13 protein-coding genes and 2 tRNA genes are annotated in these 14,205 nt (G+C 40.8%); 11 read left to right on the top strand and 4 right to left on the bottom strand.

The genetic code is table 11. From position 1 onward, the window contains the following. Positions 1 to 186 precede the first annotated feature (186 nt). The 8 genes from Q0895_RS11955 to Q0895_RS11920 all read left to right on the top strand — a co-directional run bounded on the left by Q0895_RS11955 (position 187) and on the right by Q0895_RS11920 (position 6,029). On the top strand, positions 187 to 1,347 hold the full coding sequence (locus Q0895_RS11955; RefSeq protein ID WP_299189215.1) for a hypothetical protein: 1,161 nt from the start codon (positions 187 to 189) through the stop codon (positions 1,345 to 1,347). Continuing rightward, positions 1,344 to 1,772, top strand: coding sequence for a hypothetical protein (locus Q0895_RS11950; protein ID WP_299189212.1), 429 nt, complete (start codon positions 1,344 to 1,346; stop codon positions 1,770 to 1,772). Before Q0895_RS11955 ends, Q0895_RS11950 begins: the two co-directional genes overlap by 4 nt. Before the next feature lie 7 nt (positions 1,773 to 1,779). Then, positions 1,780 to 2,181 carry a hypothetical protein gene (locus Q0895_RS11945; RefSeq protein WP_299189209.1) on the top strand — a complete coding sequence of 134 codons (402 nt, stop codon included), beginning with the start codon at positions 1,780 to 1,782 and terminating at the stop codon, positions 2,179 to 2,181. A 143-nt stretch (positions 2,182 to 2,324) separates the two neighbouring features. Next, positions 2,325 to 2,675, top strand: a complete 351-nt coding sequence (locus Q0895_RS11940; protein ID WP_299189206.1) for a hypothetical protein — start codon at positions 2,325 to 2,327, stop codon at positions 2,673 to 2,675. A 216-nt stretch (positions 2,676 to 2,891) separates the two neighbouring features. Beyond that, on the top strand, positions 2,892 to 3,545 hold the full coding sequence (locus tag Q0895_RS11935; protein WP_299189203.1) for a hypothetical protein: 654 nt from the start codon (positions 2,892 to 2,894) through the stop codon (positions 3,543 to 3,545). 6 nt (positions 3,546 to 3,551) lie between these two features. Further along, a complete protein-coding gene (locus Q0895_RS11930; RefSeq protein ID WP_299189200.1) occupies positions 3,552 to 3,971 on the top strand; it encodes a hypothetical protein in 420 nt (139 codons plus the stop codon). A gap of 164 nt (positions 3,972 to 4,135) precedes the next feature. Further along, positions 4,136 to 4,579: a hypothetical protein gene (locus Q0895_RS11925; RefSeq protein WP_299189198.1), complete on the top strand. Its 444-nt coding sequence runs from the start codon at positions 4,136 to 4,138 to the stop codon at positions 4,577 to 4,579. Between the two features lie 145 nt (positions 4,580 to 4,724). Beyond that, positions 4,725 to 6,029, top strand: coding sequence for a hypothetical protein (locus tag Q0895_RS11920; protein WP_299189196.1), 1,305 nt, complete (start codon positions 4,725 to 4,727; stop codon positions 6,027 to 6,029). Between the two features lie 253 nt (positions 6,030 to 6,282). On the opposite strand, the gene Q0895_RS11915 is transcribed toward Q0895_RS11920, so the two are convergent. The 4 genes from Q0895_RS11915 to Q0895_RS11900 all read right to left on the bottom strand — a co-directional run bounded on the left by Q0895_RS11915 (position 6,283) and on the right by Q0895_RS11900 (position 8,991). Then, positions 6,283 to 7,590, bottom strand: a complete 1,308-nt coding sequence (locus Q0895_RS11915) for a lytic murein transglycosylase (RefSeq protein WP_299189194.1) — start codon at positions 7,588 to 7,590, stop codon at positions 6,283 to 6,285. Between the two features lie 386 nt (positions 7,591 to 7,976). After that, complete coding sequence (locus tag Q0895_RS11910; RefSeq protein ID WP_075102866.1) at positions 7,977 to 8,585, bottom strand: DedA family protein; 609 nt, start codon at positions 8,583 to 8,585, stop codon at positions 7,977 to 7,979. A gap of 217 nt (positions 8,586 to 8,802) precedes the next feature. Beyond that, positions 8,803 to 8,879, bottom strand: a tRNA-Asp gene (locus tag Q0895_RS11905). Positions 8,880 to 8,915: 36 nt separating this feature from the next. Then, positions 8,916 to 8,991, bottom strand: a tRNA-Val gene (locus Q0895_RS11900). Positions 8,992 to 9,311: 320 nt separating this feature from the next. Here Q0895_RS11900 and Q0895_RS11895 point away from each other — a divergent pair. From Q0895_RS11895 to Q0895_RS11885, 3 genes are all read left to right on the top strand, one after another. After that, positions 9,312 to 10,952 (top strand): cardiolipin synthase, encoded by a 1,641-nt coding sequence (locus Q0895_RS11895; RefSeq protein ID WP_299189192.1) that lies wholly within the window; start codon positions 9,312 to 9,314, stop codon positions 10,950 to 10,952. Positions 10,953 to 11,030: 78 nt separating this feature from the next. Then, positions 11,031 to 12,368: a sel1 repeat family protein gene (locus Q0895_RS11890; RefSeq protein ID WP_299189191.1), complete on the top strand. Its 1,338-nt coding sequence runs from the start codon at positions 11,031 to 11,033 to the stop codon at positions 12,366 to 12,368. 199 nt (positions 12,369 to 12,567) lie between these two features. Further along, complete coding sequence (locus Q0895_RS11885; protein WP_299189190.1) at positions 12,568 to 14,163, top strand: 3-deoxy-D-manno-octulosonic acid transferase; 1,596 nt, start codon at positions 12,568 to 12,570, stop codon at positions 14,161 to 14,163. Positions 14,164 to 14,205: the final 42 nt, after the last annotated feature.

Genomic DNA, 14,205 nt, shown 5'->3' with positions numbered 1-14,205 from the left:
CAAGGATGGATGGAGAATAATCTACCTAAACTGTTTCATGATATGGGCTGTATCGATTTTATAAAGATTTAACTATACTATATCAGAGATACTGAAGGTGCCTTAATAAAAAGAGTTTCTGCTAAAGCTTTGACTAAAAGAGGAGTAGCTAGTAGCTTTAATTTAAAAACAACCAAAGCCTCAGTTATGAAAGATCCTAATACTATTAAGAAGACAATTATCGATACAACTGAAGTTGGGTGGATGATAGCAGAAAAAGATGAATCAATTAAAAGTTTTCTTAATAAAATCTATGAGCAAAAGCCTACAGATAAAGAAGATCAGATATTTAGAGCTAATAATGCACACCTACTGACACCTGTAATGGCAATACATGCAGGTGATTTCGTAATATTATCCAATACTTCCAATAGTAGTAACAAAGAATTAGTAAAAATGAAGGAGGATGCTAAAGCAGCTAAGGCTGAGTTTAATAAAGTAAAGGAAGAGTTTGGATTTAACCCTGAAATGTTTGCTTCCAATGCAGACTTCTTACATAGTATGCTAAGAACTGTAGATTACGTAAGTTTGACTAAGGATAAAGTAAAAAATGTAGATAAACCATCCAAAGGTGTTGATCTTGGACTAATTGCAGCAATGAGTGCAGGAACTTCTCAAGGTATTGTAAACTTTGCTGAAACTAGCAATGCTAAGGTTACTGAGGCTTATACAAGACTTGTAGAAGCCTATGAAGACGTAAGAAAAACAACTTACGATAGTTCTGGCAAGCCAATTAAATCTAAACTTGGCAATCCTAAAAAGTTTAATTCATTCAGACAAACCTATCCTAAGCTAATTAAAGATTTTGATAATGCATTCGCGCAGAGTTTTTTTAAATATGAAACAGGTCTCACTGCCAAAAACATAAGAAAACAAGTCAAAAATGATGTGATGATAAGGTCTTCGCGTTATGAAGGGGGAATCAAAGCCTATGCTAAAAACTTTATGAAACTGGGGAAGATGACTAAAATAACAGAAGGTGGAGGTAATATTCTTGTAGCAGTCAGTGTCGCCGATTCAACTATGACTGTGAAAGATGCTTATGACTCTGGGGATAGCGATCACACTAGGAAGACTATTATTACAGAAACTTTAAAACTAGAAGGAGGTCTGGCAGGTGGATGGCTAGGCGGAGCAGGTGGTGCAGCTTTAGCTACTGCTGTCATAGGTGCAGGGACAGGAGGAATCGGGCTTATAGTGATTGGGGTAGTTGCTGCTGGTAGCGGAGTGGCTGGAGGTATTTTAGGTAGTGAGTTTGGAGGATTCGCTGGAGATGTAATTGGTGATGAGGTAAACAAACTATTATGACCTATGATTTACTATCAAAAATTGGTGCTTTAGTTTTTGTAATAGGATTAATTTTGTGGATGATCTCGCATCAAATGGTAATTAATCACACGCAAAAGAATTTAAAGCCTATATATAAGTCTCTTTATGGCTATGAAAGTCGTTATGAGAGAAAATTAAATATGTACGAGATGATGTTTATGGCTTCTATAGCTAGCGTTATATTTTTACAATATCATATAATCTACAAAAGGAAGGGTTATTTTCCTATGTTTAAAAAAGGAAAAGGTTCAATGTATCCTAATCTCACTGAAGAGACAGCCCTTTTACTAATCAAGAACAATTATAAGTGGTTAGTTTTAAATGTCATATCGCTTGGTTTAGGTTTTTTTTGGTTATTCGGTGGTAGTTTTTTTATATGGTGGGCGAAGCGAATTGGGAGTTAATCTACATATGATTAATGCACCAAATATATTTAAATGGCTTGCAATAAGTATAGGCATAGGTGGGATGACTACCTATCAACTATGCGTCATGTATTTTAGAAGATATAAGCAAGACATCGGTTATATTCTTTATTTAGATAAAAAATATTATGATAAAAGAATGGACGGTTATGACATACATTTTTTTATTATTGCAATGGCAGGTATTTATATGAACTATCATCTAAAATATAAGAAATATGGTTCATTTAAAATACCGCAACTGGCTTGGTATCCTTCAATTAATGATAAGAGTGCGCTTAAGCTATATAGGGAACATAGAAAATTACTAGCAGGTTCTTTTATAACATTTTGCTTAATGGCGTTCTGGTTTGTAGGTAGTGGCGTGTTTATTTGGTTGGCTATATGATAGGTGATTAGCCTGTAGATACTAACAATTAAATTATGATAAAAAAATCAATCCTACACTTCTTATCATTTGTATTCTTCACATTTCTATTTGTTTACTGGCTATTCTCTATTGATAGCAAATCAAATAGTGAGATTTATGCAATGCCGATTGTATATTTGATGTTTGCAGTAGCTCCTTTGTTGAGCCTAGCTTTGCAGTATGAAGTTAGTAGAGATTATGAGTTCTTTAATAACTTTACAAGCGGTACTACTAAAGAATTCAAAATGGACGATTATCTGCGCATATCTTTTTTACTTTTCTACAATTTAGGAGCTTACGTTGGTATTCAGCTGAGAAAAAAAGTTTTAAAAAAAGAATATAGAAAAACAGATATAAGACATATAGAGCTAGTCAATGAAATTATAGATAGGAAAAGAGGTTTACTCGTTATTTTAATTATTCAATTATTGATAACTATATTATTGTTCAGTAGCTACTTTTTTATACGGTAAATTTAGATTTAATGATTGTTTTTAAAGCTCAAAGTCAACTATAAGCGAGGCCTACTAGGATAGATACAGACTTAGGTTAGCACAAACGAGATAGCAACCAACTCATGGTCAGGGTTACTCTACACAGGGTCAGCCAGAATCTTTGCAAAGTATGATGCTATTGCTAACCAAGTAGGCGCAACGGTTAGTCTAGCAGAACAGCTTGCGCTACCCTTTATGAAAAACTACCGTACAGGTCAGACATTATCTGGTCTTATGATCTCACAAAAAGAGTATTTGTTTGGCTATCATCACGAAAAGGCGCTGATTATAGTCAAAGGACAAGGAACCTATGCAGATGCCAGAAAAGCACTCATGAATGGCGTTATGAATGTCGTTGGCAGTGGCAGTTTACCGACTAGAATACGCGAAAGTGTCGATCAAGCACTCAAAACCTCAGGTGAAGTGGCACGATTGAATAAACCCTTTGCTCAAAGCTTCATCTACTACATTGACAAAAATGAGCTAAAAGCGGGTATGAATGTCTATCAAAGTAGCAATAGAAATTATGCGGACAAGAATATATTGAGGCAGGCAATTGACCGTTCTATCTATACTACACCCGAATTATATGACCAAGGTTACAAAGACTATAAACGTTTTGAAGATATAACCAATCGACGAATAGATCAGGCCGTCAGAACTAATTATTTTGGAGCAATGCTAAAAACGGTCGCTTGTGTCTTTTTGATCGGTGCATTCTTTCAAGCAAAATCTCAAGAGGAGAGGCTGGTAGAGGGCAGTAAGGCTGCGGCAGGGTTAATGATGTTGGAGAGTATTATGGTGGAATTGCTGGTGAGTCTGCTGGAGTATGGATTGGTGATCAGGTAGATTGAAATGATGACTTATAACTTATTAATGGGTATTGGTAGTACTATTTTCGTGGTGGGCATGATCATCTGGATGATAACGTACCAATTATGCGTTATTTATTTTAGAAGAAATAAGAAAGATATTGGCTATATTCTTTATTCAGATAGGAAGTATTATGATAAAAAAATGGATGGTTATGATATACATTTTTTTATTATCGCAATGGCAGGTATTTATATGAACTACCATCTAAAATATAAAAAACATGGTTCATTTAAAATACCACAATTGGCTTGGTATCCTTTAATTAATGACAAGAGTGCGCTTAAGATGTACCAAAAGCATAATAAGCTACTTATGGGTTCGTTTTTAACGTTTGTTCTTATGGCTTTTTGGTTTATAGGTAGTGGTTTGTTTATTTGGTTAGCTACGCGAGTAGAGTAGTAGCATTAGGATAAAAACTTAACTTTATTAAAGATGACGAAGACAGTCATGCTGGATATTGTCAGATCATAGCCGAAGCTATAGCAGGCATCGGTATTGATGAGAGTAACATCGGCATCCCAGATGCCATATGGGCTGATTATGAACCAGAGCAAGCGACAGGCATGACCGCAAAGCAAGAGTTTAAACAATCGCTACTGCCGTGTATTTCAGGTGAGCAGCCTATTGAAGATAATTGGTTAATGAAGGCGTTGATTGGTCTCAACAAAGAAGATCTCAATAGATTAGAAAATCCACCCGCCTATGAAAACCTAGCGCGTGCTAGTGACTTTGTCGGTACGACGACAAGCTGGGTGGTGGCATTCAAAGCACAAAAACAAAAGCGACAAATCACTGCTAAAATTAATCTGGATATTGAGCAACTTAATAAACTTGCCAATCATAAAGCTCAAATTGTCCAAACGATGAGCAGCAACATGAGCCATATTAAAGATAATAACAAGCTATTATATAAGCTTGATTTATGGCAAAGAGCGAGTGTATATCAATCTACAGGTTTTAAATTGGCGAAAAGAGTTCTAAACTACAAGCCCAGAAGCCGTACTTAAATGGAGTGAGCAGCGTCTCAGCCGTTCTGTTAATAACGCCAAACCCCATGCCACGCTACTACCAGCCAGTATCGACAATAGAGTTGTCAGTAGCGCCTCCTCTGTACAAACGCCAATTGCTATAGATTTAGTAAACTCACATGGTGTGAATCAAACAGCTCTAGATATATTTGATAAATCAGCTAATGGTAATGAGCATGCTCGTACTTTAGTCACTATGTATGCAAGCGAAGATATCGCACGTACCACGCAAACCATTAATGAAGACATAACTAAACAGGTCGCACAACTTAATCGTGATCTTGATCCCATCAGCGGTCAATACAGCCAGCTTGAGCGCCAATCAGCAGGCAAAGCGACACTAGTATCAGTAGGTGTTGGTCTGTTTCAGTTGCGTAGTAATTGGATGGGCAAGAGCAGTCTTGGTAGTATGGCAGCTCGAGGCGATCGGGCAGGTCTTGAGTTTATGACCGCTTATGCCAGTACGACGCTTGCGCTCACGACTGCCAGCCTAGATGTCGCCAATGCGGGACTACAGATGAAAGCGGCGCGTAGTGCATGGGTCGAAAGGCTTAGTTTAAGCGTGGGTGTGCTTGGTGCAGTCGGTGCAGGATTTGAGGTGTATAGTTTAAATATAAGTCGTGAAAGGCATGCTGAAAGTAATAGTGGTATTAGTGAAGCGGCTACTGGCATAGCTCAATTATCAGCAGTAACAGCAGGTGTTTCAGGTGCAGCGATTGCTTTAGGTTTTACTATGCCTTGGCTCGTAGGTGTTATGGCAGTCGCTTGGGGCGTCAGCCTAATCGCTCAATGGATTGCCTTTCGCTATGACAAAGGTAATATCCTGCCCGTTCACTATTGGCTAGATGCTGGCGTCTTTGGCAATAAGGCTATGCTAAATAGCGAGTATCCCAATAATCCGTTTAAGATACAGGCAATGAGTAGCCTTGAGCAAGACATGCGCGCTTACTTCTTGGCTTTGACTGAGATACAAATTAACCCTAAATTTGCAACAAACACTGCTGATTTTAGACAAATTTTATCGGGACAAATAGAAATAACGTTAAGTCAGTGGAACGATGATAGCGAGCTTGTCGTAGAGTTCACCGGTATCGGCAACCAAGAGCTGGGACTAGATAGAAAGGCATTTAGCATAGAGACGCTTAAACGACAAAACAAAGCAGTTAAGACTACGGAAGGACTAAAGGTAACTTTAGACATCCCTTTATTTTATCAATACCATTTTGTATATAAAAAAAAGGGTTATTTACCCATGTTTAAAAAAGGGCATGGTTTATTTTTTTCTCATTTGGACGAAAAAAATGCAGTTTCATTACTTAAAAGCCATCATAAATGGTTTGTTTTATATGCGTTACACTTAGGTATGTGCTTGTTTGGACTTCTTAGTAGCGGCTTATGTTTTTGGTTAGCAAAGCAAATAGGTAGTTAGAATATATAGAGTTGCTATAGTCGATTCACTATAAAATAGATACAGTGCTACTAGGATGAATTTTACGCAGCCTCTAGATGATCCATTTAATATATCCTAAGTCTAAAAGACCCAGTTTAGAAGATGTGACTGAAGAGACATAAAATGGATATTCAAAAGGGAGCGACAGTATCTAATACCGTCACTCCCTTTATTTTATTAATAGGCCGACTATATCGAGCCATATATTGCTAATAGTTAATTTAAAATAGCCTCACCATGAAGTCAATGACGAGGCGCTACTTTGACTGATAAAACCGTCTGGCGTTTGTCCATTGTTGGCTTGCCAGCTTTGAAATGCCTTACGAGTATTGGTGCCAATAATTCCATCAGCGCCTTTGGTATCATAGCCTGCACTGGTTAAGCGCTGTTGTAAACGGGTCACTTGCGCTGTTGATAGCGGACGCTCATAACGCGGCCAAGACTTACGTAGGCCACTTTTTCCAACGATTGCGTTACCTAACAAGCTGACACCCAAAGCATAGTTTGATGAGTTGTTATAGACTTTTATCACATCGAAGTTAGGGCTAAGCAGTAGAGCTGGACCATCTTTGCCAGCAGGTAGCCAAAGCTCCATCTGCGTATTGGCATCTAAACTTACATCATCAATGGTATCGAGACCAAGAGCGGCCCATCTAGCAGCAGGCTGCTTGGTGCTGACCGTAGAGTAATCAAAAGATGCTGGCAAGGTGACTTCGTAGAATGGCGCTAGACCACGTACCCAGCCTGAGTTACTCAGGTAGTTGGCAGTTGATGCCAGCGCGTCAGCTGTTGACCACGGATTGCGATGACCATTGCTGTCGCCATCGACACCATGTTTTACCCAAGTATCAGGAATAAACTGCGTCTGTCCCATACCACCTGCCCAAGAGCCTTCAAGCTGTGACCAAGACACATCGCCACGTTGTAATAGCTGCATGAGTGACAGTAATTGAGTCTCAGCGAACTCTTGACGGCGTCCATCATAGGCAAGGCTTGCAAGTGCACTTGGTAGGTAGCTATTGCCAGTGACCGCACCAAAAGATGATTCCATACCCCAAATTGCGGCAATGATCTCTGCATTGACACCATATTGCGATTCTAAACTTGATAGATACGAACGCTGCTCTGCAAATTTACGTTTACCAGTTGCGATTCGCGCATCGGACGCCGCAGAGTCTGCATACTCCCATGGCATTTTAGAAAACTCAGGCTGACCTGAATCGAGTGAAATAACTTGCTCGTTTAGGTAGGCTGAGCTGAGCAAACGTTGTACATCTGAGGAGCTGTATCCGGCAGACATAGCACGCATAGAGAAGTCCGACTTCCACTCTGCAAAACTGCGGTAGCTAGGCTTAGGGGTGATGACCGTCTGTTGTTGAACGATGACAGGAGCAGGCTTTACTTTGATGGTTTGGGTCTGGGTCACCTGAACGCTGCCTTGGCGCACAGGCTTAGTTGGTTGCTGCGTTGTCGGTTGAGTGGCACAACCAGCTGCTAGTAGTATAGGCAGTAGGATCGCATATTGCTTGTTTAACATCATAAAAGGTCTCGAATATCAGTAAGTACTAAAACAGTAGTAGAAAAATAGGTCAAATTTAAAACAAGTTTGAGGTCATAAAGTATCGGTGCTAAGAGCTGTTATGAGCCAACAACGAAAAATTACTGTAGCAATAAACAGGGATAAAGTCGATGGTATAAATACGGTTATTATTGGTTTTAAAATAGATAATTAGAAGGGAGATACTGTTTGGCGGGTGTTGTTTTGAGTGTGGAGATACAGAGGGGCTTTTAAGAATACTAGCGTGATAGAACGAATATGACAAAGTCTCGAAGCGTAGTCAGTATTAAACGGTAATATCTTTAGAAGGAGAACAAAAATTAGTTATTTAATAAGCGAATGGTTATATTTAATAGGGTTTAAAGAAGCTAATCAGAAGATCGTTGCTTAATAAACCAACCAATGATAATAACCACGACCAATCCACCAAGAATTTTAGAGTAAGGTGCTAGCGTCGTTTCAACCACTTGATAGTTTTCGCCAAGATAATAACCTGCAAGCGTCAATATGGTCGTCCAGATACTAGAGCCTAATGCCGTTAAGGTTAAAAAAGGTAAAAGTGACATTTTATTCATCCCAGCAGGGATTGAGATAAATGAGCGAATACCAGGTACCATTCTTCCAAAAAAAACTGCTTTTTTACCGTGTTTATCAAACCAGTCATTGGTAGCAGAGATATCATCAGGCTTTACAAAAACGTATTTGCCATATTTCTCTGCGAACGTCATCAGTCGTTCTTTATCAAATAGGCTTCCTAGATAATATAAAGGTAGGGCACCTAGCGTCGCGCCAAGCGTACCAGCCAGTATGACTATTATAAGATTTAAATCACCTTTTGATGCGGCAAAACCTGCGGCTGGCATAATGACTTCAGAAGGTATAGGCGGAAAAACATTTTCGGCAAACATAGCGAATACAATGCCAAAATAGCCAAACTTTGCCATGATAGCCAGTATCCACTCGCTAATTTGATTCATTGTAAGCACTTTTGATTTTTAGTGAGTGTTCGCTTTTTGGGCGTAAACAATGAATGTACGCCAATTTTGTTACCTATAAATCTCAATTAAGGTATGTTATGTAAATATGTATAGCGTAATGAAATCCAGACACAAAAAAACCCCAAGTAAACTAATACTTGAGGCGAAACTTGCTTAAACTTAATAGTCTAAATTTGTTTTAGCTGTTTACAAAATATGGCGCAGCGGACGGGACTCGAACCCGCGACCCCCGGCGTGACAGGCCGGTATTCTAACCAACTGAACTACCGCTGCTTAGGTCGTTTAGCTTTTTCACCACAAGCTAGTAAGTGGTGGGTGATGACGGATTCGAACCGCCGACATTCTGCGTGTAAGGCAGACGCTCTACCAACTGAGCTAATCACCCGCTCTGTGGGTGTGTATTATATAGATTTACATCTGCCTGTCAAATAGTATTTTATAAAAATTTCAAATAATTCAAAATAGATTGTAATCATGAGCTCTGGTAGCAGCAGTTTATAATAATAAGTGATTAAAACACCTTGAATAAATATATGTTAAGCAAAGGTTTTTATCATAGTACAACATGAAGATGATTTATTAAATTGCTCGTATTAAAAGTGGCTTGTTATCGTTATCCATTGTTTGATAATAAAAAACTACTATACTACTAAGCCATAGAGAGTAGTTATTAGTACTTTATATCCATATTCTGTTCTGTGTAGAGTGAGGGAGGCGGTTATAGAATCTTTAGCGACTGAGCAGCACCTTGCATCGTGGTCTTGGGGTAACTTTGCAGGTTTAGGACTGTTGTTACACATCATACTAATGGTGGTTATGACGTTGCGTGTTGTTTCGGTACAGCGCAATATTGGAGTGGCTATTGCATGGATAGCCGTTCTATACACGCTACCAGTGTTTGGGTTTATAGCCTATGTTCTGGTCGGCGAACCGATGATTGGTCGTCGTTATCGCCAGCGTGTGGATCAAGCAAGCTTGCTAATGAACGATATGGCAGCACGTGAGCGGATGGTATTCGATCAAGGACAAGATTTGTTGCCGATTAACTATCGGGGCGTGAGCCGTATCGGTACACGCTGGACAGGGTTTGGCGTGTTCGCTGGACATCGGATGCAACTGCTAACTTCATCTAGAGCGTTTTTTAATCACCTTATTAGTGATATCGATAATGCTAAGCGTACCATTCTCATAGAGTTTTATATTATTTATCCCAAAGGCCAAGTCTTAGAGGTGCTAGAGTCTCTAGCTGCTGCCGCCAAACGCGGAGTAGAGTGTCATATATTAATAGACAGTGTCGGTAGTTTCAGCTTTTTTAATAGCTCTGAGCATCGATCATTGGAGCGGGCAGGCGTGTTTGTACACCAGTCGCTACCAGTAGGGTTGTTTAAGACATTATTTAAGCGCTCTGATTTGCGCAATCATCGTAAGATTGTGGTGATCGACGAGTATATCGGTTATACCGGTAGTTTTAATTTGGTGGATCCCAAGTTTTTTAAACAAGACAAAGGCGTTGGGCAGTGGGTTGATGTGATGATGCGCAGCGTTAGTCAGCAGCCAATTAGCATAGCTACGGCCATGGCCAAAGTGGTCATTACTGATATCGGCGCTGAAAACAATGACAATCTAGATGCGCTAGATAAGCGGGTAAATAGCTATACTCGTAAGTTGTATGTATTAAATCCAACCATCAATGATATGAACAGCCGCATTCAGGTGCGCGTTGATGATTTGGATAATTATATACCTACCGTACCAGGGTCGAAGTCGATTGCGATACCTCAAATGCCTATGGTGGATAATGTCGTTGCGCAGCTGATTCCTTCAGCGCCGCAAGTGACCGCTCATGTTATTTACAATACCTTAGTGACTATTATTCACCGAGCCAATAAGCGTATTCAAATTACGACGCCTTATTTTGTACCAGATGAAGCGCTGTCAGGAGCATTAGAAACAGCAGCAAAGCGCGGTGTCGATGTGACCTTGATTATCCCAGAAAAGGTAGATTCCTTTTTAGTGCAGCATGCGTCACAAGCGTATTATCAAGAGCTGCTTGAAGCTGGCGTAAAGATTGCATTATTCCAAGGTGGACTATTACATGCCAAGACGGTAGTCATCGATGATGATTATTGTCTGTTTGGTACAGTGAACATCGATATGCGTAGCTTTTATTTAAATATGGAGGTCAGTTTGGCTATTTATACACCTGAGATGGTTGCTCAAGTCGCTGACTGCCAAGATACTTATTTGCAAAGCTGCCGATTTTTAAGTCTAAAAGAGTGGCAGCAGCGCCGCGGTTCCGAGCGTTTATTTGACAATGTGGTACGTCTGTTTAGTCCTTTATTGTAGGCGCTATTATCTTTGTATAACTGTTACTTAATCTAATAATGCCATTTGTGATTTTTATTAAAAGGATATGCCCACTCCATGCTTGCTACGTCAGATGCTACTTTAGCTAAGATCCCTAAAACGTCACTTGATTATATGGCAGAAGGCTACTGGCAAGATTTTATAGCAGTTCGTCCTATTGCAGGTGGTATCGCTTATGAGGAGCAGTTGCATGAGTGTCGATTGGATGAATCGCTCGCCAGCTTACAGCGAGTAGATACGCTGATTTTACAGATACGCCGCGATATTACAAAGGCAAAAGATCAATCTGAAGGCTTAAATGAGGTTGCACTGCTGACTGATGAGCGTTATCGCAACTTATTACTGTTTTTGGCATTTTATGCAGGGCGAGTGCTGGCGCACCAGTGGCAAAGCGAACCACATTGGTATGAACAGTTTGAGCTAAAAAAGCGTTTTGACACGCTACCGTTGATTGCAGATGATTTTTATCAATCCATGGCTGTGGTGTACGAAGACCATTCTGATAATAACGCTAATATATTCTTTGCATTGGAGCCGATAGGGCTACGTTTGTTTGGTCATATTGATCGGCAGTTTCAGGCGGTACAAGGTGGGCAAATTGCTAGCGGACTTTATCAAGCGGTAAACGCGCGTTTACCACAAGCCACTAATATCGCTAGCAAGACGCTAGATAAGGCGCCCTTAGAGCGCTATTCTAAACCGTTAGATATTGGACAAGTAGCGACTCTTAAAGACAAAACCTCTGAGCATCATCAACACAAAGCTCAAGAGGTTAAGCCTCTAGCACAAGCCAAAACGCCTGAAATATTTACTCAGTTGCTTATAGAGTTAGATAAGATCGAAGTGCCACAAGCTACGGGCCACGATGACTATTTGCAAGCGTGCAAAATACTGGATCAGTTCGAGCGCCATATTGATCGGCAAAATAAACCGCGTGACCAAGTAAAGTTTTCAGAGCGGCATCAGGTAGCACGGCAGCAAGCCTTAACACGACTGCAAAATTCTGCCGAATCTGGTAATACAACTGCGATGCTACGATTGGCTATGTACGAGTTACTCAATGAGGGGCAAATAGCCGATGCAGAAGCCAGTAAAGTAGTAGGGACAGACTGGGTCAAACAAGCGGCAAACAAGAAAGATGTCCGTGCTCAGCGTTTACTTAGTAAAATGTACTATCAAGGTATCGGCGTGCCGCAAGAGGTGAGTAGCGGTCAGTATTGGTTAGAGGAAGCGGCTAAAAATGGCCATACAGAAGCAGCAGATCTGGTGGCTAAGTGGCAACAAGCTCAAACATTAATCACATCGCAAAAACAAGAACAGCATAGTATTAAGCGTTATCGAGTATTGCTAGGAGTAGTGGTACTTGGTGCAATATTGCTCATTGTATTTGTATGATAATCAAGCACTCACTTATCGCGTTGTAAGGTTTTAGACTGGCTATTTAACGATGTCATGAGACGATAATTAGTAGACCATACGATTTTATGCGCACTTAGTCACTAAGTTGTATGGCTTTTTTATGATTTACGGTAGAATTTATCAACGGTTGACTGTCTAACTTGTCATTTTATCTATCACAAAACTGGGCTTTTCCATGCCATCACCTTCTGTACCGCCTTCTACTGAGTCTGAGCCATCAGCAGCTCAAAAAGATTTTGATAACGATACGCTGGACAATCATACGCTAGATAACTATGCGTTAAGTAGTACTGCGCCAATCAAACGCACTACTCGTATGCCACCTTGGTATTATCAGCTTGCTATCACGCTACTAAAGCCACTGTATCGCATGCAGGTTTGGCGTCGTTCGCGCAGTCGTGACAATTATCAACAAGAAGTTGCGCAGCGCTTTGGCAAGCAGTATCCACCGCGTCCGGTAACGAGCGATACTCGTAATGATAAAACAATTTGGTGTCATGCCGTCTCGCTAGGGGAGACCAATACAGTCGCGCCCTTGCTCGACGCTCTATTGGCACAAGGCTATAATATATGGCTAACCAACACCACACAGACGGGTCACGCGCGCGGTGCCAGTCGTTTCGCTGAGGAGATTGCTCAAGGTCGGATGAGTCACAGCTATGTACCAGTAGATACGCCCGCCGTTATCGAGACATTTTTGGCGCATGTACAGCCTGTCGCTGCGTTGTTTGTCGAAACTGAATTGTGGGCAAACATTTTAGCCACTTTATCGCAAAAAGACATTCCTAGCATTCTTGTAAATGGGCGACTATCGGCAGCATCTTTTACTCGCTATCAAAAAATAAGTGCCGTAAGTGCTAGCATGATGCAAAACCTCAGTTTAATCATCGCGCAAGATAGTGACTCTGCTAAACGCTTCCGGCAGTTGGGAGCAGATAGTGCGCAGATACGCGTTGCAGGCTCACTTAAATGGGTCATCAATACGCCTAAAACTACCAATTTCAAAAACGTCACTGATTCCAAACTAGCAACTGATAAGGTCGAAGAAGATGGTGCTAATAATAAACTGTCGAATCTGTCTGATTTGCAGTTTATAGACCGTCCAGTTTGGATAGCGGCGAGCACTCATAGAGGTGAAGAAAGTATGGCGTTAGCGCTGCACCAGCAACTATTAGATATAGCGGAGCTGTCTACGACCCTACTTATCATCGTACCCAGACATCCTGAGCGCTTTGATGAGGTGGCAGAGCTCATTAGCGAAACAGGTTTGCAAATGGCAAGGCGTAGTCAGGACGAAGACATCACTACAAAAACGCAGGTTTATCTGGCTGATAGTATGGGTGAGCTGATGCGATGGTATGCACAAGCAGATGTAGCGCTTGTTGGTGGTTCTATCGTTGACATCGGCGGCCATAATCCTGTGGAGCCTATGAGTGTGGGCACGCCAGTACTTATGGGGCAGTATACTCAATCATGTCAAAGCGTCGTAGATAAGCTGGCAAGCGCTGGTGCTTTATATCAACCAAACAATCATTTTTATCAAGCAATCGGCAGTGACGAGCATCTAATAAACGACTCTAAAAGCGATGATGAGATGATATATCAACAGCTACAGTTTTGGCTGGGTCATTTAGAGACTGCCAAACGAGCGGGACAGGCAGGTAAGCAGATGACCATTCAGGAGCAGGCAGTATTACCCCGTCAGCTAGCGATGATAGAGGAGACAATTGAAAAGTTTTCTAGCGTGTATCCTCAGGCCGACCAGCCATAACTCTAATCGTCGTTCACTCTCATTTTTTTTAAGCGATCTGCT

Origin of the sequence: uncultured Psychrobacter sp. (assembly GCF_947495825.1) — a bacterium.
Lineage (GTDB): Bacteria > Pseudomonadota > Gammaproteobacteria > Pseudomonadales > Moraxellaceae > Psychrobacter.
Note: the sequence above shows the minus strand (reverse complement) of the source record. Positions and strands in the feature narration are given on the sequence as shown.